The 20,891-nt window shown below is 64.2% G+C and carries 19 protein-coding genes; 10 read left to right on the top strand and 9 right to left on the bottom strand.

Annotated elements, in window-relative coordinates; translation table 11 throughout:
* Position 1: 1 nt before the first annotated feature.
* From Q0C42_RS10905 to Q0C42_RS10930, 6 genes are all read right to left on the bottom strand, one after another.
* Positions 2-850, bottom strand: a complete 849-nt coding sequence (locus Q0C42_RS10905; RefSeq protein ID WP_295075209.1) for a sugar phosphate isomerase/epimerase — start codon at positions 848-850, stop codon at positions 2-4.
* Between the two features lie 2 nt (positions 851-852).
* Positions 853-1,848 (bottom strand): ABC transporter permease, encoded by a 996-nt coding sequence (locus Q0C42_RS10910; protein ID WP_295075212.1) that lies wholly within the window; start codon positions 1,846-1,848, stop codon positions 853-855.
* On the bottom strand, positions 1,845-2,834 hold the full coding sequence (locus Q0C42_RS10915; protein ID WP_295075215.1) for an ABC transporter permease: 990 nt from the start codon (positions 2,832-2,834) through the stop codon (positions 1,845-1,847). The genes Q0C42_RS10910 and Q0C42_RS10915 overlap by 4 nt, the downstream gene beginning before the upstream one ends.
* On the bottom strand, positions 2,827-4,329 hold the full coding sequence (locus Q0C42_RS10920) for a sugar ABC transporter ATP-binding protein (RefSeq protein WP_295075218.1): 1,503 nt from the start codon (positions 4,327-4,329) through the stop codon (positions 2,827-2,829). Before Q0C42_RS10920 ends, Q0C42_RS10915 begins: the two co-directional genes overlap by 8 nt.
* 2 nt (positions 4,330-4,331) lie before the next feature.
* Complete coding sequence (locus Q0C42_RS10925; protein WP_295075221.1) at positions 4,332-4,883, bottom strand: SIS domain-containing protein; 552 nt, start codon at positions 4,881-4,883, stop codon at positions 4,332-4,334.
* Positions 4,884-4,948: 65 nt separating this feature from the next.
* Positions 4,949-5,944 carry a substrate-binding domain-containing protein gene (locus tag Q0C42_RS10930; protein ID WP_295075224.1) on the bottom strand — a complete coding sequence of 332 codons (996 nt, stop codon included), beginning with the start codon at positions 5,942-5,944 and terminating at the stop codon, positions 4,949-4,951.
* A gap of 207 nt (positions 5,945-6,151) precedes the next feature.
* Between Q0C42_RS10930 and Q0C42_RS10935 the strand changes: the two genes are divergently transcribed.
* From Q0C42_RS10935 to Q0C42_RS10950, 4 genes are all read left to right on the top strand, one after another.
* Positions 6,152-7,201: a LacI family DNA-binding transcriptional regulator gene (locus Q0C42_RS10935; protein ID WP_295075227.1), complete on the top strand. Its 1,050-nt coding sequence runs from the start codon at positions 6,152-6,154 to the stop codon at positions 7,199-7,201.
* Positions 7,202-7,494: 293 nt separating this feature from the next.
* The gene (locus Q0C42_RS10940; protein ID WP_295075230.1) at positions 7,495-8,901 is read left to right on the top strand and encodes a hypothetical protein; all 1,407 of its coding nucleotides are present in this window, start codon (positions 7,495-7,497) and stop codon (positions 8,899-8,901) included.
* Positions 8,888-11,929, top strand: a complete 3,042-nt coding sequence (locus Q0C42_RS10945; RefSeq protein ID WP_295075233.1) for an AAA family ATPase — start codon at positions 8,888-8,890, stop codon at positions 11,927-11,929. The genes Q0C42_RS10940 and Q0C42_RS10945 overlap by 14 nt, the downstream gene beginning before the upstream one ends.
* 17 nt (positions 11,930-11,946) lie before the next feature.
* The gene (locus tag Q0C42_RS10950; RefSeq protein ID WP_295075236.1) at positions 11,947-12,966 is read left to right on the top strand and encodes a hypothetical protein; all 1,020 of its coding nucleotides are present in this window, start codon (positions 11,947-11,949) and stop codon (positions 12,964-12,966) included.
* Between the two features lie 251 nt (positions 12,967-13,217).
* On the opposite strand, the gene Q0C42_RS10955 is transcribed toward Q0C42_RS10950, so the two are convergent.
* Positions 13,218-13,583 (bottom strand): hypothetical protein, encoded by a 366-nt coding sequence (locus tag Q0C42_RS10955; protein WP_295075239.1) that lies wholly within the window; start codon positions 13,581-13,583, stop codon positions 13,218-13,220.
* 147 nt (positions 13,584-13,730) lie between these two features.
* On the opposite strand from Q0C42_RS10955, the gene Q0C42_RS10960 reads away from it, so the two are divergent.
* Positions 13,731-14,639, top strand: coding sequence for a LysR family transcriptional regulator (locus tag Q0C42_RS10960; RefSeq protein WP_295075340.1), 909 nt, complete (start codon positions 13,731-13,733; stop codon positions 14,637-14,639).
* Here Q0C42_RS10960 and Q0C42_RS10965 read toward each other — a convergent pair.
* Entirely contained in the window at positions 14,629-15,189 is a 561-nt protein-coding gene (locus Q0C42_RS10965) for a TetR/AcrR family transcriptional regulator (protein WP_295075242.1), read from the bottom strand. The two genes, Q0C42_RS10960 and Q0C42_RS10965, sit on opposite strands and share 11 nt — an antisense overlap.
* 108 nt (positions 15,190-15,297) lie before the next feature.
* On the opposite strand from Q0C42_RS10965, the gene Q0C42_RS10970 reads away from it, so the two are divergent.
* From Q0C42_RS10970 to dusA, 5 genes are all read left to right on the top strand, one after another.
* Entirely contained in the window at positions 15,298-16,005 is a 708-nt protein-coding gene (locus Q0C42_RS10970; RefSeq protein WP_295075245.1) for a type 1 glutamine amidotransferase domain-containing protein, read from the top strand.
* A gap of 108 nt (positions 16,006-16,113) precedes the next feature.
* Positions 16,114-16,791 (top strand): cupin domain-containing protein, encoded by a 678-nt coding sequence (locus Q0C42_RS10975; protein WP_295075248.1) that lies wholly within the window; start codon positions 16,114-16,116, stop codon positions 16,789-16,791.
* Positions 16,788-17,462 carry an SDR family NAD(P)-dependent oxidoreductase gene (locus Q0C42_RS10980; RefSeq protein WP_295075252.1) on the top strand — a complete coding sequence of 225 codons (675 nt, stop codon included), beginning with the start codon at positions 16,788-16,790 and terminating at the stop codon, positions 17,460-17,462. The genes Q0C42_RS10975 and Q0C42_RS10980 overlap by 4 nt, the downstream gene beginning before the upstream one ends.
* Positions 17,459-18,511: an FAD-dependent oxidoreductase gene (locus Q0C42_RS10985; protein WP_295075255.1), complete on the top strand. Its 1,053-nt coding sequence runs from the start codon at positions 17,459-17,461 to the stop codon at positions 18,509-18,511. Before Q0C42_RS10980 ends, Q0C42_RS10985 begins: the two co-directional genes overlap by 4 nt.
* Before the next feature lie 177 nt (positions 18,512-18,688).
* On the top strand, positions 18,689-19,681 hold the full coding sequence (dusA, locus tag Q0C42_RS10990; protein ID WP_295075258.1) for a tRNA dihydrouridine(20/20a) synthase DusA: 993 nt from the start codon (positions 18,689-18,691) through the stop codon (positions 19,679-19,681).
* On the opposite strand, the gene Q0C42_RS10995 is transcribed toward dusA, so the two are convergent.
* A complete protein-coding gene (locus Q0C42_RS10995) occupies positions 19,660-20,853 on the bottom strand; it encodes a multidrug effflux MFS transporter (RefSeq protein ID WP_295075261.1) in 1,194 nt (397 codons plus the stop codon). The two genes, dusA and Q0C42_RS10995, sit on opposite strands and share 22 nt — an antisense overlap.
* Positions 20,854-20,891: the final 38 nt, after the last annotated feature.

Genomic DNA, 20,891 nt, shown 5'->3' on the forward strand with positions numbered 1-20,891 from the left:
CTCAGATCAGCCGGTACTGTCGGGCCTTGTTGCGCAGGAACGGCAGGCCCTTGTCCATGACGGCCTCGAAATTCTCGGCCACCGGTCGCCACACGGCAAGACCGTAGCCCACCTCGGGCGGCATGTTGATGAAGCTTTCCATCGCCAGCCCCCCCTTGAAGCCGATGGCCGCGAGCGTCGCATAGACTTCGTCCCAGTCGCAGGTGCCTTCGCCGGGCGTGCCACGGTCGGATTCCGAAAGGTGGATGTAGCGCAGATGGTCCCGCGCATCGAGGATACCGTTGCCCGCGCCCTTTTCCTCGATGTTCATGTGGTAGGTGTCGAGGTGGATGAAGATGTTGTCGGCACCAACCTTCTCGATCATCCACTTCGCCTGCCAGCCGGTGTTGATCAGGTGGTTCTCGTAGCGGTTCACCGGCTCGATCCCGAAGGCAATCCCCAGCTTCTTCGCATGTTTCGCCGCGGCCGCCAGGGCTTTGGCGATGTTGTCGTACTCCGCCATCGTCGGCGGCAACCCGGTGCGCTCCCCGATGCCGCCATAGGTGACGCCCGACAGCGCCTCGGCCCCCATTTCGGCGGCCTTGTCCAAGCTGCGGCACAGCTGCTCAATGGCCCCGTCGGGGTTGACCGAGGCCCAGTTCTGCTGTGGCAGGCCCAGCGAGCAGACAGCCCGCATGTTGTGCTTTTCCAGCAATGCGCGCGTGTGGGCGGCATCGACGATGGCCGTGTTCAGCAGCGCGATCTCGATGAAATCCATCTTGTAGGCCGCAGCGGCCGGAATGGTCTTCTCGGCACCCGCACGGTCCCAGTGCATCGTCCACATGCTGGTGTGTACGCCAAAACCTTCCATCCTCAACTCCCTTTGCGTCTTCGTTCGTTTATTCGCGCGGCACCCCAGCGCAAGACCATGACGCCGACCAGGAACAGGCCCCAGACGGCGGTAGAGAGGTGCTGGTTTGCACCCAGAAGGTTCAGCCCCGAGGACAGGACCTGCAGCACGATCAGCGCGATCACCACCGGCAGCACGCGGCCGAAGCCGCCGAAGGGATCGACGCCGCCCAGAAAGCAGGCCAGCACCGTGACCAGAAGCAGCGCCTCTCCATGCCCGACCCGGACCGAGTTGAAGCGGCTCAGCATCAGGATGCCGGCAATCGCGCACATTACGCCCGAGAGGGTGTAGATCAGGATCAGCGTGCGCTTGGTATGCACGCCTGAATAAGCGGCGGCGCGGATGTTCGAACCGATCATCCGGACGGAAAATCCGTGGCGGGTGTGGGTCAGCAGGATGTGCCACAGGACCGCGCAGATCAGGAACAGGATCAGCGGCACCGGAATGCCAAGCAGCGTGCCGTGGCCCAACGTCGCCATCCAGGGCGGAAAGCCCGAGATGTCGCCACCTTTCGTCAGAAACTCGCCGAGGCCGCGCAGGAAGATCATCATCGCCAGTGACACCAGGATCGGATGGGCGCCGACGTAGGCGATGACCGCCCCCATGACCGCGCCGGACAGGGCCCCGACGCCGATGGCAAGAACCACGCCGATGACGAAGGGCCACAGGCCCGCATCGACGCCTCCGTACTGGTTCAGGACAAAGGCCAGCGTCAGTCCGGCCATGTTCGCGGTGTAGATGACCGCGAGGTTGAACCCGCCCGAGATGATGGGCATCAGCATGGCCAGCGTCAGCAAGCCCAGTTCCGGCAACTGGAACGCGATGGAGCCGAAGTTGGCCCCGGTCAGGAAGTTCGGCGCGAAAACCCCGAATACGACCAGGACCAGCGCCAGAAAGCCCAGCAGGCCCGGAACCTCAGGCCCGAAGGCGGTTGAGATACGGCGGTAAAGGTCGGTCACACCTTTCCCCCTTTCGCGAACCACTTGGCGGGGTCCAGGTTAGAGGTGGAAATGGCCAGAAGGATGATGATCCCGACCACCATCTTGAAAGCGTAGGGCGATACACCCAGCAGGTTCAGCCCGTTCTGGGTGATCGCGACAAGCAGGACACCCAGAAAGCAGCCCAGGACCGAACCGCGCCCGCCACCCAGCCGCGCTCCGCCCAGGACGACTGCGGCAAGCACCTCAAGCTCGCGGCCGACCAGAGCGTTGGGAATGACTTCCTTGGTGATGTGCGCCTGCATCAACCCGCCGATGCCGGCCATCATCCCGCACCAGCCGAAGGCAATGGCCTGCATCAGCCCGATGGGGATGCCCGCCCGCCGCGCGCCTTCGGGGTTGTCGCCGAAAGCATAAAGCTGCCGCCCGGTCGTGGTGCGCCGGATCAGGATCCAGGTGGCCGCCATGCAGATGGCCATCACAAGGACGGGCAGGATCAGCTCGGCCCAGGTGCCGTTGGCGGTCTGGTATTCCCACAGGATGACGCGGTTCGACCACCAGGACGGCAGATTGTACAGGAACCGGCCCGAGGAGAAGAACATCAACAGGCCGAAGAAGGCATTGAAGGTACTGATCGTGACGACGATCGAGATGATGCGGAACTGGTGGATCAGGAAAGCATTGATCAGCCCGAGCGCCAGGCCGAAACCGCCCGCAAACAAAAAACCGATGGCCCAGTTGCCGCCGCCGATGGCCACCAGCGCATAGACGCACAGATATTGCACCACGCTGGCCGCGACCGCGAAGGAAATGTCGATCCCCCCCGCGATCAGCACCACCAGAAGCCCCACGGCCCAAATGACGTTCACCGCGTTGTTGTTGAGCAGGCTGGTGAAATTCACCAGTGTCAGGAAATCGGGCGACGCGATGGACAGCCCGGCGCAGAGGATAAGCAGCACCGCCAAAAGCTTGGATTCGGTCGGATAGGCGCGCAGGAACCTATGCATAGACGGCGGCCTCCATCTCGGACAGCCCGGTCCGCCGCGGATCCCACTCGGCCACGATCCGGCCACCGGCCATATGCAGGACGCGGTCTGCGTTCATGTAGACCTCGGGCACTTCGTCGCTGACCAGCAGGATCGCCAGGCCCTTCTCCGCCAGTTGCCGCACGATGCGGAAGATGCCCGCACGTGCACCCACGTCGACGCCGACGGTCGGGCAGTCCAGCAGCAGCACCTTCGGCTGGGTCGCGAGCCACTTCGCCAGCACCACGCGCTGCTGGTTGCCGCCCGACAGGGTGCTGACCGCATCGGCGGGCTTGCCGATCTTCACCGCCAGTTCCGCCATCCAGTGGGCGACGGTCGCTTCCTGCTTCTGGCCTGACAGCAGTCCGACCCCGCCGGTGATCCGTCTCAGCACCGCCAGCACGGTGTTGTCAGAGATCGACTGCGGCTGGATCAGACCCAGCGCCAGCCGATCCTCGGATACATAGGCAATCCCCTCGGCCACGGCATCGCGGTTCGAGGACAAATTCAGCTCCCGGCCATTCAGGCTGATGCGGCCTCGGTCGGCCGGCGTCATGCCGAACAGCGTGTGGCAAAGCTCGGTCCGCCCGGCACCGATCAGGCCGGTCAGCCCCAGAACCTCCCCACCGCGCAAGGTGAAGGAGACGCCCTCGTATTCCCCGGCGCGGCTCAGATCATCGACCCGCAACACGTCAGAGCCGGTCGGATCGCGGGCCATCACGTCCTGTGCAAAGCTGGAGCCCGTCATCAGCTCGGTCAGGCGCGATTGGGTCATGCCTTCGGTCGGGTACACGCCCACGAGCTTGCCATCACGCAGCACCGTCACGCGGGACGAGATTTCCAGCACCTCGGCAAGGCGGTGACTGACGAAGACCACCGCCACGCCGCGCGCGGACAGGGTGCGCACAACGGACAAAAGGGCATCGGTTTCCGACTGGGTCAGGCTGGCCGTGGGTTCGTCCATGAAGATCAACCGGGCATCGCTGACCAGCGCCCGGGCAATCGCCACGATCTGGCGCTGGGCGATGGGCAGGTCGCCAAGCCGCGCATCAAGGTCAAGGTCGACGTCCAGCCGCGCCAGTGCCGACGCCGCCGCCGTTCGCAGCCGGGAATACGACACTCCGCGCGGCCGGTTGCCCAGCATCGTCTCGAAAGCGATGTTTTCCGCGACCGTCATCTCGGCGAACAGCGCAAGGTCCTGCCAGATGACGGCGATCCCGGCCTTGCGGGCCTGGGTGGGTGATATCTGCGCGTAGTCCTGGCCGAAGATCTGCATTCGGGCACCTGGCTCGGGCTGGTACACGCCGGTCACGATCTTGATCAGGGTCGACTTCCCGCAGCCATTTTCCCCGGCGAGGCAATGCACCTCGCCCGCGCCGACCGTGAACGACACGTCATCAAGCGCCTTCACGCCGCCAAAGATCTTGGCGATGCCGGAAAAGCGCAGAGCATCGACAGGCGGGGCATCGGCAGGCATCGTCATTCCAGGTTGGTGTGGTTCGCGCGCATCGCGTCGGACGAGATCTGAAGCCGGGACTTCAGTTTCAGGACCATCACCTCAAACAGCACGAAAAGCGCGCCCTCGAACAGGCTGCCCATCGGCAGGACCGAGGTCTTCCTGTCCCCAAGGTCATCCGCCATCGTCTGGGCGGGCAGGTGCAGGATCAGATCGGCAAGCGGCGCACATCGCCCCGTTGGCTGGGCGGTGATGAACAGCACCTCTGCACCCGCAGACTTGGCGACGCCCATCAGCGCCTCCGCGGTCGAGATATGGCCGGGCCCGCAAGTCACCAGAAACACGTCTCCCGGCCCGACCGCGGGAGTGGTCATGTCGCCTTCCACGGCAGCATCCAGCCCCATGTGGAACAGGCGCATCGCAAAGCCCATGATCTGCAGCTTTTCACGCCCGCCACCGAAGACGACGATCCGCCGGGCCATGGCCAGCCGTTCGACCAGCGCATCCACGTCTGCGTCGTCCAGACGTGCAAACACCCCGCCCAGTTCCATGAGTGCGGTCTGATACTGGTCCATTCCGGCTTCCATTCAAAGGTTCCGGGGCCGCGCGATCCGGCGGCCCCGGACTGGTTGCGTGCGGATCACAGACCGAGGTCTGCCAATCCGTCCACCGTGTCGGAATTGATCGCAATCAGGTTGTCGGTGATGATGTCCTTGCCCGCGGCGTCCGGGGACACCTTGCCAAGGCCCGGAATCTCGGTCCCTTCCGCGATTTCGGTGCCGTCCATCAGCATCTTGCCCATCGTCACGAAGACACGGCCCGCTTCGGCCGGGTTCCACATGAACCCTCCGGAGATCGCGCCCGACTTCACCAACTCGCGTCCCTGCCCGGGCGAGAACGGTCCGATGACATGGACAGTCCCCACCGAGCGGCGCTCCTCGATTGCGCGACCCGCGCCGATCGGACCCTGGCTGCCGAAGGCCAGGAAGCCCCTGAGGTCGGGGTTCGCTGCCATCAGGTCCAAAGCGGTCTTGCGGCTGTCATCCACATTCTCGGCCACGCCATAGCGTTCGCCGATCAGCTTCATCTCGGGATATTTCTCGCCCAGATAGGCGATCGCGAAGTCGGCCCAGGCATTGTGAAGCGGCACCGTCAACGAGCCGACATAGACCGCATATTCGCCTTTGCCGCCCATCTTCTGCGCCAGCAGTTCGGCGTGGGTTTCACCGAAGCCCTTGGCCGAGGCCATCTCGAAGTTCCAGTCGACGTTGTTGATGCCGGGGCCTTCGTGGCTGACCACCTTGATCCCTGCGGCCCGGGCCTTTTCCAGAACCGGCTCCAGCGCCGCCTCGTCATTGGGCACTACGCCGATGACGTCGACACCCTTGGCGATCAGGTCCTCGATGGCGCGCACCTGCAGTGCAGGGTCGGCGCTGGTCGGGCCGATCATCTCGGCGTCCATGCCAAGTTCGGCGCCTTTCTCCTTGATGCCCATCTCCATCGCGTTGAACCACGGGATGCCGCCGATCTTCACGACGACGCCCATCGTGGGCTTGTCCTGGGCCAATGCGCCGGTCGCCAGGGTGGCGGCAAAAGCCACGCCTGCCATCAACGCGCCAAATGTCCTTCTCTTCATTTGCCGTCCTCCCATTTGGCCCGTGAAAGGGCCGCCAGTTATTTGCTACATCGATTGTGCAGCCCGCCTTGACGTCAAGGATACGTATGGTCCCTGCCGCGGGGCTGGTCTCTCCTCCCGAAGTCGATCATCTGCACAATCGATATTGCGCATTGAGCAGCCCTAGGCCTAGACTCGTCAAGAAGATTCTTCGCAGTCCGGATCAAGATGCGAAAGCTTACCCGCAAGGCTACCATCTACGACATTGCCAGGCTGTCCGGCGCGTCGCCGTCGACGGTCTCTGCCGCCTTGGGCGAAAGCTGGCGCACGCGCCGGATCTCGGAGGCGACGGTCGAAGCCATCCGTCGCATCGCCGCGGCCGAGGGCTATTCGACCAACATGCAGGCTCGGGGGTTGCGCAAGGCCAGGTCCGGCCTGGTAGGCATGGTCATCCCGCTGCACGACAACCGCTTCTTTTCGTCAATGTCGCAAAGCTTCGAGGCGGCAGCCCGCGACAGGGGGCTGGTGCCAGTGATCGCCTCGTCGATGCGGGAGCCTGCCGAGGAACTCCGGATCGTCGAGACGCTGATTTCCTATGCCGTGGACTATCTCTTCATCGCCGGCGCGACGGACCCCGATGCCGTGACTGCGATGTGCCGGGCCGCGAACCTGCGGCACATCTTCGTTGACCTGCCGGGGAAGGGCGCGCCCTCCGTCGTCTCCGACAACGCCAAGGGCGCCGCTGATCTGACCCGGCGCCTTCTCGCCGACCGTCCGGTGACGGGTGCGACGCCCCGCGACAGGATCTACCTGATCGGAGGCGATGCGACCGACTATGCCTCGGCGCAACGGATCGCAGCCTTCCGCGCGGTGCTGACTGAGGCGGGGTTGCCGCCTCTCGACGAACAGATCATCGCCTGCGGCTATGCCCCGCGCAGCGCCCTGCGCGAAATCGCGGCGCTTTGCGACCGGCTGGGGGGGCTGCCCGCCGGTGTCTTCGTGAATTCTGTGACTGTCCTTGAAGGTGTCCTGAACCACCTGTCCAGGCTGCCGCTCGACGATCTGCGCGCCTGCGTCATCGGCTGCTACGACTATGACCCCTTCGCCGCCTACCTGCAGTTTCCGGTCCACATGGTGCGTCAGGATGCTCACGGATTGATCCAGGAGGCCTACCGGATGATCGACGAGAACGTGCTGGACCTGGTGTTGAAGATGGTCGAGCCCGAACTGATCGCGCCCCGCACCTTTTACGACAGCCCCTTTTCCGACCGCGGCTAAGTTCTGCAAGATCTCTATCCGGAATCAGGGCCGTCCCCGCCCGCCCATCTGGCGGCCCGCGATCCCGGATCCGCGAAAACCCGCAGGCATGTGCGCCAGTCTATAAGGCTTTATGTGGTAGCCGAGGCCAACACGTCCTGTCATCCTTGACGCCCTTCTCGAGGCTCGAAGAGACTGTCGGTCTTCACACGAGGTACAAACCACCCACCCGCAAGGCTCTTGACTGGCTGGCGCGATCTGTCACGCTCACATTCAATGTTCATATTTTCGTGCGATTGTTTCGGGAGCGATTTATGGGTTGCAATGAATTCCGCGGCATATCGAAGACGGCCAGTTTCACCGGGACGGGGCTTCTGTGCCTAAGCCTGGTTGGCGCCTCGGCGGTTGGGGCCGACCCCTTGGCGTCGAACAACGGGTTCTACCCCGATCCCGGGGCCTATTCCGGGCCATTCAACATTGCCAACCTCGACTATCCCGACGCTCCTCCGGCCAATCACTGGATGCCGGGCGGCGGCGTGGTGACCGGGAAGCTGACGCAAGACACGGCGCTGGACTACATGAATGCGCTGAAGGTCTATCTGACGCCGTCGATGCATGCGCTGATCGACACGCCGCAGGAATGGGACGCCCGCGCCGCGGGCTGGTACGACATGGTCTGGCTGGGTGCGGGCGATAGCGGTGATCCGACGTCAGGACGCGAGGCTATCATGAACACCTACGGCGGGCAGATCGTGCCATCCGACAGCTGGTCGCTTCCCTACAGGCCGACGACGCAATGGATGCAGAACTATGGCGTGATCTACTATGATGCGCTTGCTGCGAGCATGCTGAACGAGGTTTGGGCCGACGTTTATGAACCCGATCTTGGAAAGCTCGACTTCCCTGCCGGATCGATCGTGGTCAAGGCCGAAGCCGCTACCGTACAACTGGATGAATGGCATTCGGTGCTGAATGGCGCCGCCGAGTGGCAGGTGTTCCGCCCCACGACGGAAGCGCAGAAGGCGCACGAGTCCGATCCGTCGCAGCCGCTGGTGAACGTGGTCCAGACCATTTATCCGTTGCAGCTGGCGATCAAGGTCAAGGATCCCGTGGCGGCGCCGGAAACTGGCTGGGTTTACATGGCGTTTGTCTACGATGCAGGGACGAAGGCAGCCACCCCTTGGGGCAGGTTCGTGCCCGCCGGTGCGATGTGGGGCAACGATCCCGATTCAGCCATCCGGCCCGACGGCCGCCCCGCAAGCGGCGATCTGACGGAAACCTGGGTGAACCCCGACGCTCCGCCCTTCTTCCCCGAGACGCTGGGTTGGGGCGGGCGGCTGGCGGCGCCGATGGACGTCGCCGTGCGTCACGACGTGATCCTGCCATCGGGGAAGCGCGTCACAGGCGCCGAAGGGTTCCGCGCCTCCTCCTGCCTCAGCTGCCACGGCACTGCGGAATATCCCTTCACCATCAATCTTTATCCATCTCCAAACCGCACCTTCCCGCCGGATGACACGGCGTTTCCGATGTTCGAGCCCGGTTCGGCCAAATGGGCCGAGTGGTTCCAGAACCGGTCTGGCAACGTGCCACAGTCGGGCAACATCGGCGGGTACGCGCTGGACTACGACCTCAGCACAATGTTCGCGCTTGGCGCTTCGGGTGCGGCCATCGGGAACGCGAAAGCCGGGTACGCGTTCGACAGGTTCCATGTCCACCACTGAGTCGCAAAGTGCTGCCGCGTTGCAGCCGGCCTCCGCCTCGGTCGACTTGTCGACGGAGGCCGGCTCCGTAGAGCATCGCGGCGTCACCGTGCTGATGGTCGATATTGTCTCCTCGACCACGCGGATGGAAGCCCTTGGTCCGGAAGGCTACGCTCCGCTTCTGCGCCACTTCCACGCCGTTTGCACGGATGCGGTCCGCGCGCATGGCGGCGTGATTGCACAGTACCAGGGCGACGGCATTCTTTGCTACTTCGGCTTCCCTGTCGCGGGGGAGGACGATGCCTGCTGCGCGGTGGAAGCCGCGCTTGATATTGTCGGGGCATTGTCCACCGGCCGCGACGACTATGTGATCGAGACCCGGCTGGGGCTGAGCTCCGGCACCGTGATGCTGCGCGCCTACGGCGACCAGTTCGGCACCAGCGCCGTGGGCGGCTGCATCAACCGTGCAGCCCGGCTTGAGGCGTTGGCCGAACCGAACACTGTGTTGATCTGCGACGAGACGATGCACCTGGTCGGACGCATGTTCCAGTTGCGGGACCTCGGCGAACACAAGCTGGCAGGTTTCAGCAAGCCACAGCGCGTGTACCAGGCTTTGCGGACCCGCAGTGGGCTGGCCACGCGGTTCGAGGCGCTGCGCGGTCACCGCAGTGGCCCGCTGATCGGCCGTACCGCCGAGTTGCAGCAGCTGGCACACCTGTTCCGGACCGCACGCAATGACGGCGGGCGCAGCGTGATCCTTTCTGCCGGGCCGGGGTTCGGCAAGTCGCGACTGGTGTCGGCCTTTCTGCAGGGCGAAGCTGCAGCGGGTGCGCCCAGTTTCGTGATGCAATGTGCGCCCGAACACGTAGGCACAACGCTTTACCCGGTGCGGCGTTACCTGGAATGGCTATCCGGCACCGCGGGCGGTGATGACCAGTCCGCACGCCATGCAAAGCTCAAACGTCTGATCACGCAGGTCTGGGGCGCTGACTCTGCCGAGACCGACATCCTTCTCGATCTGCTCAGCCCGCTGGGGGCCGAACAGCCATTGGACGCAAGCGAGTCGATCCCGCTGCGGCGCGGCCGGGCGCTGACGCTGCTGGCGAACAAGCTCTTCGCATCGGTCGCCGGCATCGGGGCGTTTCTCGTGGTAATCGAGGACGTGCACTGGATCGATCCGACCTCTGCGCAGTTCGTCGACATGCTTATCGACCGCGTTCGGCTTCACCCCGGTCTTATCGTGCTGACGACGCGCCCCGAGCCACCCTTCGGGAGCGGCTGGCCGGAAGCCACCCTGATGACACTTACCCCGCTGGACGAGAGCGAGGCGCGGGTGCTGGCGCTCCAGGCCCTAGGAGACGCAGCCGCGGCCGAGGACGGCGAGATCGACGATCTGATTCGCAAGAGCGAGGGAGTGCCCCTGTTCCTGCTGGAATACGCCGATATGCTGCGAACCGCGGAACCACGGGGACCCGGCTCGGTCAGGATTCCGCTGTCGCTGGGCGGGATGGTTCAAACGCGGCTTGACCGGCTGACCCAGCCGGAGCGGACGTTCGCCCGTGTCGGCTCTGCCCTTGGGCGCAGCTTCGACCCGGGGTTGGTGGCACATATCGTCGGGCAGGGTGAGGGTGCGGCAAAGGCTGCGACCGAGGCGCTTTTCGCGCAGCGTCTTGCGCATCCGTCCGTCGGCACGCAAGGCTCGGACAGCGTGACCTTCAGCCACGCACTGATCCGCGACGCGATCTACGGCAACATGACCACCGACCTGCGCCGGCTTGTGCATCAGTCGATCGTCGACGGCGTCCTGTCGCTGGGCCGTGTGATCGAGGATCACTTTCTGGCCAGTCACCTGGCCCGCGCCGGCCGCCCGGCCGAGGCTGTGCCACACTTCCTGTCCGCTGCCCTGTCCGCGGCTGGCAAGGGTGCCGCGGGCGAGGCGCTGGCCCATCTCGACGCAGGACTGGCCTGCCTGGCCGACTTGCCCGCCGACCCCAACCGCGACCGGCTGGAGCTTCAGCTTCTGGCCGTGCGTGGACCCACGCTGATGGTGACGCAGGGTCCCGGCAGCGACGCCTTCGGCGCCTGCCAGGCCCGGGCGATGGAACTGGTCGAGCTTCTGCAACAGGAAGCCGAGATGATCCCGGTGATCTTCTACACCGCTGAACACGCCTGGGCGGTAGCCGACCTCGACCGGGCAGAGCGGCTGGCCGATACCGTCGTCGAGATCGACCGCCGCGCGCCTTCCGATGCGGCCCACATGGCAGGGAACCTGCTGCAGGGCATGGTGTCTTTTCACCGCGGCGACAATGCCGCGACCGTCCAAAGCCTGGGCCGCGTCATCGCGCGCCACGACGCCGACCGGCACGGGGCGCTTTATGCCCAATTCATCAAGGAATTCGGGGTTTTCAGCCACTTCTACCAGGGGCTTACCCGCACAGTTCAGGGCGATTTTGAAGAAGGTCGCACGCTGGCCGAAGGCGCCATCGCCGTGGCCGAATACCTGAAGTTTCCGCACGAACGCGGCTTTGCCCTGCTGGCACGGTTCAACACCGCACTGTTTCGGGGCGACGTGGAAACCGTCGCGTCTGCCAGCGCCGAAGCGCGTGATTTCTCGATCGCGCAGGGATTTCCGGAGTTCGTCGCGATGGCCACCTTCGCCCACGGCTGGAGTGTTGCCCGGCGCGGCGATCTTGCCGATGGGGTCACACAGATGGAGGCGGGCTTCGCCGCGTGGCGCCAGACCGGATTCACCTGCTGGCAGGCGTTCTTTGCGTCGGTCATCGCGCCCTTCCTGGTCGCGCAGGGTTCGGTCGATACCGCCGAGGCGCTGGTGGAAGAGTATCTCTCCCTCATGGACTCGACCGGGGAGGAACAGTTCCGCGCGCCGCTCTTGCTTGCTTGCGCGATCGTAAGACGCGCCCGCGGCGATGTGGTGGCCGCCGCAGCTTTGTCCACCGCTGCGCGCCGGACGGCGGCAGCGCAGGGCGCGGTTCTCTGGCAACAGTGGGTCGATGCCGCGTTTCCGATCGAGAGGCCCGAACCGGCATGAGCAGGACCTCCCCCGAAATGATTGACACACCGCTTGGCGCGCTGCGGGTAGCCTTCGGTGAGCGCACGGAAACCTGTCTTGTCGCAACCTCGGTGAAGACCGGTCGGACACTTCTGTCCATGCCCGATGTCGCCACGCAGGAGCAAAGCCGGTTTGACCGCTGCGCGCGCGTGGGCCTGCCCCAGGCTCGACATGACGTCGACGAGGCGACCTATCTGGATTTTCTGACCACCCAGGTCGTCGACTGGGATCCGACCGAAATCGGCCGGCTCAAAGCAATTATTAGGGGCCTAAAGCCGGTCTTCGCCGGGATCGACATGGATCTTCCGCAGGTTATCTACCTGGTGAAGACCACCGGCCGGGAAGAGGCGTCCGCCGCCTATACGCGCCATGTCGACACCATCGTGCTACCCGCCAACATGGTCGCCTCGCTGCGTACGCCGCCACCCGGAGGCGACGATCTGCATCCGGCGACGTCCACTGGCTATCTTGCCGGTATCCTTACCCACGAGTTGTTCCACATTTTGTCAAAGAACAACCCAACCGTTCGCGCACGGCTTTTCGCCAAGCTGGGCTTTCGGGAACTGGCTGCTCCGCTGGCCATGCCAGACGACCTGGCGCCCTGCGGGCTGCCCTACTCCGCACTGAAGATCACCAACCCCGATGCGCCGCGCCTGAACGTCGCGATCGACCTCGTGCCGCCCAAGGGTACCGCCAAGGTGCCGATGGTGCCGGTGCTGGTCTCGAGCAGCCCTTACGAGGGTGGCGTGTTCTTCGCAACACTCCAGTGGGTCTTTCTCGAACTCGACGATGCCGCGACTGGCTGGCGCCGCGGTGCCGACGGTCGCTTGCGCGTGCACCCTTCCAAGTCACTGCAGAAGCAGTACCTGAAACGGGTAGGGCGCAACCTGACCGAGGAGATATTCCACCCCGACGAGATCCTCGCGCAAAGCTTTGTCATTTCCGCGCATCAGCCCAGCATGAAACTGCTGGAACAGTTGTCCGACATGATCTGGCCTGGTCGCGTCGGTTCCTGAGGGCCTTGTAGACAGGCCGAAAGCCCGGAAACGCGGGGTGTAGCATCGCCCGCGCCGCCTTCCGATAAAATGTTGGCCAAAGCTTCTCCCGCTTTGATCCTTGCGCGCCTGAGAGGCTCGAAAGTGGCTCCCTGCGGCTACTCAAGGACCCAGCGGACGATCGCTCGAACTGATCTGGCGGCCTTTGCCCACACCCCACCCGTCTTCAAAGCTGCCAGCGGCCCCATCAGAAGCCGCTGGCCAGCAGTTGATCAATTCGCCGAATAGATCCGAATTTCCGGATCGCCCTGCATCAGCGGGCCAAGTTCGCGCACGACGTCGTTGGTGAAGATGTCGCTGGTCAGATACGCCTGAGCATCGGCCACGGTGCCAAAGCCGTGCAGGACCTGAACGTCCTCGTCCCGGACCAGCAGCGCCTTCGAGAGGGTGCCCGGCACATCGTCAAGGAACGGCTGCTTGTACTTCTCGTAGACAGCGCCCGCCGCGGCGCGGTTCTCGGGGGCAACCTTGATGGTGATTTCCAGGAACGCGGTTTCGGCGTGGGACATGCTGGTCGTTGCTCCAAGGGCAAGTGCGGCGGCCACGGCGACCGAGCGCAGGGATGTGTGCAGTTTCATGGTCTTCTCCTGTCGGGCCCCAGAGTTGGGTGCCTGAGAAGGTGATACTGATCAGGCCACTGATGCGGAAATTCTATTTTGCAATCACATTAATAGGAGATATCTATCAAAAGAACACCGGAGCCTCAGCCCCTGAACCTGCAACAACTGAAATATGCACAAGCCCTCGCCGAACTCGGCTCCTTCGTCCGGGCGGCCGAGCAGTGCCATGTGACCCAGCCCACCCTGTCGAACGGAATTGCTCAGCTTGAACTGGATCTGGGCCACAAGCTGTTCCAGCGGACGACGCGGACCGTGCGGCTGACCGAGGTTGGCCAGCAACTGCTGCCCGACATCTGCGATCTTCTGAATGCACAAGCGGCCCTGGTCGCGCGGGCCAAAAGCCTTGCCAATCCGACGGCGCGGCTGATCCGGCTTGGTGTGTCGCCGCTGATCGGGGTCAAGCTGGCTGACCTCGCGATCGAACCCTTCCGGCGCGCGAACCCGGGTGTCGAGATCATCTTCCGGGAACTGAACTTGTCGGAAATGGTCCGCCTTCTGGATCAGGGCCAGCTGGATTTCGTGCTTGGCCCCACAGATCCTTTGGCCGCGCTCCCAGCCCACCACCAGTCTGCCTTCTTCCATGACGAGGCGCTTGTCTTCGTACCGGGCCGCCATTCCCGGGCGCGCTATCAGCCGAAACCGGATGTCAGCCTGAAGGACATCGCCGGCGAAACCTTTGTCATGGTGCCCGATTCCTGCGGGCTGACGCGCACCACTCGGGCGCTATTCGGCCAGTTGCGGCTAAGCTTGCGGGAATATTCCGGCCAGGCAATGAGTTACAGCGTGCTGCAGGAATGGGCTGAGCTTGGCATCGGCTCGGCGATCCTGCCGCGGTCAAAGCTGGCCAGCGGGGTCGATGGCCTGCCCAGAATACGCGCGGCAGACGGCAGCCCGGTCCGCATCCGCTATCAAAGCCTGTGGCGCGGCGTTCCCGAGCCGGCGTCAGATGTGACCGCGCTGGCGGCTTACCTGCGCGACGTCGCACCGTCTCTTGTTGGCGGCCTTAGCCCCTGATCCGCAACGCAACCATCTGACGCAACTCTGCCGTGACATCGGCAAGGACGCTGCGGTCCTGTGCGTTCGACGCCACGATGATCGCCCCCTCAAGTGCCGTGACGACCAGCCGAGCAAGGCTTGCTTGCGCCGTTCCGGTATGGCGCTGGAACAGCCCCTCCAGCCAGGACAGGTTCATCTGAAAGAAGGCCCGGGTCTGATCGTTGACCGTCTGGGGCAACCCGATGGATTCCGCGCCCATGATGGCGCAAAGACAGACGGCTTCATCGACCACCAGAGCCACATCATACAGCGCGGCATAGGCGTCGAAGGCGGTCATCGGGTCAGAGGTGTCGATCCCGTCCAACGCCTGCGAGAAGCGTTTGGCATAATTCGCGACGATGGCCACGCCAAGGTCGGCCTTGGTGGGGAAATGGTAGTGCACGCTCGCGCTTTTGACGCCCACATCCGTGGCGACATCGCGAAAGCTCATCTCGGCAAAGCCGGATGCGCGCACGCGCCGTTCGGCGGCCTGCACGATCCTGTCACGCATGGTTGGTTCGCTGGTCATCCTGCCCGCCTATCAACTGATAGATAGCGCTTGACGGGTGAGGGTGCAAGCGGTAGCCGTTCTGTCTATCTATCAGTTGATAGAATCAGCAGTGCGAAAGGAAGAAAGATGAAAGCCGGCAACAAGCAGAAGCGAGTCCTTCTGGTCATGTCCTCGGTCGATGAGATGGGGATCAGCGGCAAGCAGACCGGCACTTGGTTCACTGAACTGGCCGCCCCCTATTACATCCTGACCGAAGCGGGATTCGAGGTCGTCTTCGCCACTCCCGCAGGTGGGGCAGCCCCGATCGACCTTCTCAGCATGAAGGCCCCGTTCACCACCGAACACACCCAGCGGTTCTTCAACGACCCGGTCGCCATGTTTGCGGCAACCCACACCCGCAAGCTGCGCGAGATCGACCACAGCACCTTTGACGCCGTCTTCTTCCCCGGCGGATATGGCCTCCTGTGGGACCTTGCGTCCGACAGCCATGTCGTCAAGCTGATCCGCGAGTTCTACGAATCCGACCGGCCGGTGGCGATGGTCTGCCATGCGCCCGCGATCCTGCGCGATGTGAAGCTGACCGATGGACGGTATCTGGTCGACGGACTGCGTCTGACCGGTTTCAAGAACGACGAAGACACCGAGATCGAACTCCTCCACCACCTCCTCTTCTCGCTGGAGGATGAGCTGAAACGCCGCGGTGCGGTTTACGTGGGCAACACCAACTGGGAAGCCAACGTTGTTGTCGATGGTGCGCTGATGACCGGACAAAGCCCCGCTTCAGCCCCGCCACTGGCTGACGCGCTGCGCGACGTCCTTGCGAGTGCCGCTTAACGAGTGCCGCCCGGCGCGAGGCCATCTTGCGCCGGGTTTTCCCTTTCTCCGAACGAATTGCCCGGTTCGGAGGTATGCTGATGTCTTCGCCATGTGCAGGAGCAGACAATGAACCTGAATGCGGATTTTACCCACAGAGCTGCCGTTCACGCGGCCACTACGCCGTGGGTGCCGTCGCCCATGCAGGGCGTGGAGCGGAAAATGCTGGACCGGATGGGTGACGAGGTTGCCCGCGCCACGACCATCGTCCGCTATGCACCGGGCAGCAGGTTCTCAGCGCACGTCCACGACGGGGGCGAGGAGTATCTGGTTCTGGAAGGCGTGTTTCAGGACGAACACGGCGACTTTCCGGTCGGCACCTATGTGCGCAATCCGCCCGGGTCCCGCCATGCGCCACGGTCCGACATGGGTGCGACGATCCTGGTGAAACTTTGGCAATTCGATCCGTCAGACCGGATGCAAGTCGTGGTCCCCAGCACCGAGCGGCAGCCAACCGCCTCGGCTTGCGAAGGCGTAGAGGAGATAGCGCTGTACAAAGACGCGCATGAGCGGGTCCGCATCGAACTCTGGTCGCCGGGTGCAAGGGTCAGGCTGGACGGTCCCGGCGGGATGGAACTGTTCGTCGTGGCCGGCGGGTTTGCTGAGGCAGGCGAAGAGTTCGGCCCGAACGACTGGCTGCGCCTGCCTGCCGGGCATGTGTCAGAGGCCGTCGCCGGACCGGATGGCGCGCGACTTTGGGTCAAGTCCGGCCATCTGGCCAATCCGCCTAAAGCGCCCCGAACATGACCCAGCGCCCGCTTGCTCTGATCGCAGGCTGCGGCCCCGGCCTTGGGACGCAGCTTCTGCAAAAGCTGGATGCGGCCGGCTACGAAACCTGGGGCCTGTCGCGCTCAGCGAAAGGGGATAGCCCAGTGCTGGCCCTGGACCTGGGCGATCCCACGGCGGTTGTACGGACCATCTCAGGTCTGACAGACCGTTTTGGCCCGCCAAGTCTGGTGATCCACAACGCCGCACACTTGCACATCGCGCCCTTTGGCGAGACCACGCCCAGCGATTTCGATGCGGCCTGGCGCAACATGGTTCTTTCGGCGGTTCATCTGGCGCATGCGGTGATGCCAGCAATGGTGGCCCAGGGGCGGGGCGCCTTCATCGTCTCGGGCGCCTCGGCGTCGTTGCGCGGCGGCGCGCGGTTCAGCGCTTTTGCCTCGGCCAAGGCCGGGCTGCGATCCCTGACGCAATCCCTCGCACGCGAGTACGCCCCCAAGGGGGTTCACGTGGCGCATGTCGTGCTGGACGGGATCCTTGATACCGCAGCCAGCCGGGCGCTGCATTCCCGCCCGCCCGAAACCATGATGGCCTTGGCGGATGTCGCGCAGGCCTATCTGACACTGGCTGAACAGCCCCGCTCGGCCTGGACATTCGAAATGGACCTGCGCCCGATGGGAGAACCGTTTTGAAGCGGACCGATGTCCTGATCATCGGCGGCGGGCTCGCCGGGCTTTCGCTGGCGGATCATTTGCAGATGCGCGGCCGGGACTGGCTGCTTGCCGAAGCGCAAGAAGCCTGTGGCGGCAGGATCCGGTCTGCCAGTCTTGCCGGGGCGCCCTTTGATCTCGGCCCAGCGTGGTTCTGGCCCGGGCAACACCGGATGGAAGCGCTGATCCGCCGCTTCGGCCTGCAGGTCTTTGACCAGTTCAGCCAGGGTGACCGCCTGTTTCAGGACAACACTGGCTCGGTCTACCGCAACCGCGGCTATGCCTCGATGGAGGGATCGTTACGGGTGGCCGGAGGGATGGGCCAAGTCGTGACGGCCCTTCTGGGCGCGCTTCCGGACAACAGGGTGATGACCGGCACAGCGATTTCGACCTTACGCCAGACGGACGGACGCGTCGTTGCGACATCGGCAAATGGGCAGATCGAAGCCCGTCGCGTCGTGCTTGCCCTGCCACCGCGCATCGCCGCCGAAACGATCAGTTTCGCGCCCGTGCTTCGCGAGGGTACGATGAAGGCAGCTCGTTCAATCCCGACCTGGATGGCAGGGCAGGCCAAGTTTGTTGCGGTCTATGACCGGCCCTACTGGCGGGATACAGGGTTTTCCGGCGACGCCATAAGCCAGAAGGGCCCGCTGGTGGAAATCCACGATGCCTCGCCGTCGGTCGGAGGGCCCTACGCGCTGTTCGGTTTTGTGGGCTGGCCGCCAGAGGTCCGGGCCCAGCATCGCGCCGAGACGATCACCCATGCCATCGCGCAGTTGCAGGACATCTTTGGCGCGGCCCTTGGCCAGCCTCTGGCAACGGAGATGACGGATTGGGCCCAGATCCCAACCGTCGCCACCCGGCGCGACCGGGAAGGGCCGTCCGGACACCCGGCCTTCGGTCTTCCGCTTGAACTGAGGGATCTTTGGGAGGGCTGTCTGCACTTCGGCTCGACCGAAACTGCGGAAGGCTTTGGTGGCTATCTGGAGGGGGCGCTGGAGTCCTCGGAACGGGTGAGCAAGGCGATCTGATCCAGCTTTGTCGTCCGGATCTGCTGCACGACATGCGCACAACCGCGTGCCGCAGGGGTCGGTCGGGCCGAGGGCGGCTTGACAGCTGTGAAGTTGGCTGTTTGGAAAGAAGTCTGTCAGACTTGCCCCCCACCTGGGCCAAGAAGAACAAGACCGCTGAATGACCGAGACCTGAAATTGGAATTGCCCAAAGAACATTCATTTCGCCTCTCCGTCGCCCCCATGATGGATTGGACGGACCGGCATTGCCGGGTGTTCCACCGCCAGATGACGCGGCGGGCGATGCTTTATACCGAGATGGTCACTGCCCCCGCCATCGTCCACGGCCCGAAACCGCGGCTCCTCGATTACGCGTCGTTCGAACACCCCGTCGCGCTGCAACTTGGTGGCTCCGATCCACGCGAACTGGCCAAGGCCACGCAGATCGCGCAGCCGTGGCGGTATGACGAGATCAACCTCAACTGCGGCTGCCCCTCGGACCGCGTGCAATCCGGCTGCTTCGGTGCCGTTCTGATGGAGCGGCCTGCGCTTGTTGCCGAATGTGTCCGCGCCATGCAGGCCGAAACCGACGCACCCATCACCGTCAAATGCCGCATCGGCGTCGATGACCAGGATCCCGAAACCGTCCTGCCAGCCTTCATCGAGACGCTGGCCGGGGCAGGGGTCCGCCACATCATCATCCACGCCCGAAAAGCCTGGCTCCAGGGCCTCTCGCCCAAGGAGAACCGCGAGATTCCGCCCCTGGACCACGACCTTGTCCTGCGGATGAAACAGCGGTTCCCCGAGCTTACGATCTGCATCAACGGTGGCATCACAACCTTGGTGCAGGCGAAGGCTCTGCTGGATCAGGGTCTTGACGGTGTGATGATCGGTCGCGCCGCCTATCACGATCCCGCCTCGGTCCTGATCGGAGCCGACGCGCTTTGGGGCGACGCCCATGCCCCGGACGCCTTTGCCGTGATCGACGCCATGCGCCCCTATATCGGTGATCATCTTGCATCCGGCGGCCGCCTGCATCAGATCACCCGTCACATGCTGGGTCTCTTCATGGGAAGACCCGGCGCCAGGGGATGGCGCCGGGTCTTGTCCGAACAAGCCTCGCGGAGTGGCGCAGGGCTGGAGGTGATTGACCTTGCCCTGGCCGAGCTTCAGGCCAGCGCCGCCGCCTGACGCGACCGCACCAGCCGCGACAAGGCCAGGACCAGCACACCGCACAAGGCAATCGCGCCCAGCATCGGCGTCGCCGTGCCGTCGAAGAACGGCCCGACCGCGACGATCATCAGCCCGCCCGCCAGCATCTGCAACGTGCCGCCCAGCGAGGACGCCAGCCCGGCAATGTCGCCATGCTCGTCCAGCGCCATCACCATCGCCGTCGGGATGATGAGACCCAGGCAGGCGTTGGCCAGGAAGAGGCCGGCCATGCAAAGCCACAGGCTCACGAACCCCGCCAGCGCCAGCGCGAAGAGAAGGACCGTGAAGAAGGCAAACCCGGCGGAAGCCCAGGCCATCACCTTCGGCGCGCCGTGCCGCATCCCAAGTGGACCCGCGACCTGCGACGCTCCGAAAAAGCCGATCGCATTGACCGCGAAGGCCAGCGAAAACCCCGTCGGCGACAGGCCGAAGGTCCCGGTGTAGACGAAGCTCGCGCTCGCGATGAAGACAAAGAAGCTCGCCATGCCGAAGCCGCCCAGAAAGGTCAGCCCCATGAACAGCGGGTCGGTGAACAGCACCGCCGCCCCGCGTCGCATCGCGGCCAGATTGAACGGCTGGCGGTCCTCTTCATGCAGCGTCTCGGGCTGGAACAGCGCCAGGATCGTCAGGCTTGCGACCGCAGCTACGACCAGCGCTCCGAAGATCCAGCGCCACCCGACCACCGCCATCAATCCCGACCCCGCCAGCGGCGCCAGCATGGGCGAGACCGAGATCACCATCATCACCGCAGCCATCAGCCTTGTCGCCTGCGGTCCGGTGTAAAGGTCGCGGATGATCGCGCGGGGCACAACCATCAGCGCGGCCCCGCCCAGACCCTGGATTGCGCGACCGACCAGAAGCCACTCCACCGTCGGAGCAAAGGTGCAGACCACCGAGCCCAGGATGAACACGGCAATTCCCGCATAAAGCGGCGGCTTTCTGCCCGACCGGTCGGCCCAGGGTCCATAGATCATCTGTGCAAGGCCGAAGGCGATGAAATAGGCCACGATGGTGCCCTGCATCCCCTGAACCGTGGTGCCAAGGGCCGCCCCGATCTCGGGCATCGCGGGCAGATACATGTCGATGGCAAAAGGCCCGATCGACGACAACAACCCCAGCACCAGCGCCGGGCGCAGAATACGGTCAGACATGTGGAAACCTGTGAAATACGGTGTCGCTGGTGGGGCAG

It is taken from the genome of Tabrizicola sp. (genome assembly GCF_022842145.1).
Lineage (GTDB): Bacteria > Pseudomonadota > Alphaproteobacteria > Rhodobacterales > Rhodobacteraceae > Tabrizicola.

Excerpts from the sequence above, each read along its gene's own strand:
- Q0C42_RS10905 (WP_295075209.1), bottom strand. The coding sequence starts at position 850 with ATGGAAGGTTTTGGCGTACACACCAGCATGTGGACGATGCACTGGGAC.
- Q0C42_RS10915 (WP_295075215.1), bottom strand. The coding sequence starts at position 2,834 with ATGCATAGGTTCCTGCGCGCCTATCCGACCGAATCCAAGCTTTTGGCG.
- Q0C42_RS10920 (WP_295075218.1), bottom strand. The coding sequence starts at position 4,329 with ATGCCTGCCGATGCCCCGCCTGTCGATGCTCTGCGCTTTTCCGGCATC.
- Q0C42_RS10925 (WP_295075221.1), bottom strand. The coding sequence starts at position 4,883 with ATGGACCAGTATCAGACCGCACTCATGGAACTGGGCGGGGTGTTTGCA.
- Q0C42_RS10930 (WP_295075224.1), bottom strand. The coding sequence starts at position 5,944 with ATGAAGAGAAGGACATTTGGCGCGTTGATGGCAGGCGTGGCTTTTGCC.
- Q0C42_RS10935 (WP_295075227.1), top strand. The coding sequence starts at position 6,152 with ATGCGAAAGCTTACCCGCAAGGCTACCATCTACGACATTGCCAGGCTG.
- Q0C42_RS10940 (WP_295075230.1), top strand. The coding sequence starts at position 7,495 with ATGGGTTGCAATGAATTCCGCGGCATATCGAAGACGGCCAGTTTCACC.
- Q0C42_RS10945 (WP_295075233.1), top strand. The coding sequence starts at position 8,888 with ATGTCCACCACTGAGTCGCAAAGTGCTGCCGCGTTGCAGCCGGCCTCC.
- Q0C42_RS10950 (WP_295075236.1), top strand. The coding sequence starts at position 11,947 with ATGATTGACACACCGCTTGGCGCGCTGCGGGTAGCCTTCGGTGAGCGC.
- Q0C42_RS10955 (WP_295075239.1), bottom strand. The coding sequence starts at position 13,583 with ATGAAACTGCACACATCCCTGCGCTCGGTCGCCGTGGCCGCCGCACTT.
- Q0C42_RS10965 (WP_295075242.1), bottom strand. The coding sequence starts at position 15,189 with ATGACCAGCGAACCAACCATGCGTGACAGGATCGTGCAGGCCGCCGAA.
- Q0C42_RS10970 (WP_295075245.1), top strand. The coding sequence starts at position 15,298 with ATGAAAGCCGGCAACAAGCAGAAGCGAGTCCTTCTGGTCATGTCCTCG.
- Q0C42_RS10975 (WP_295075248.1), top strand. The coding sequence starts at position 16,114 with ATGAACCTGAATGCGGATTTTACCCACAGAGCTGCCGTTCACGCGGCC.
- Q0C42_RS10980 (WP_295075252.1), top strand. The coding sequence starts at position 16,788 with ATGACCCAGCGCCCGCTTGCTCTGATCGCAGGCTGCGGCCCCGGCCTT.
- Q0C42_RS10995 (WP_295075261.1), bottom strand. The coding sequence starts at position 20,853 with ATGTCTGACCGTATTCTGCGCCCGGCGCTGGTGCTGGGGTTGTTGTCG.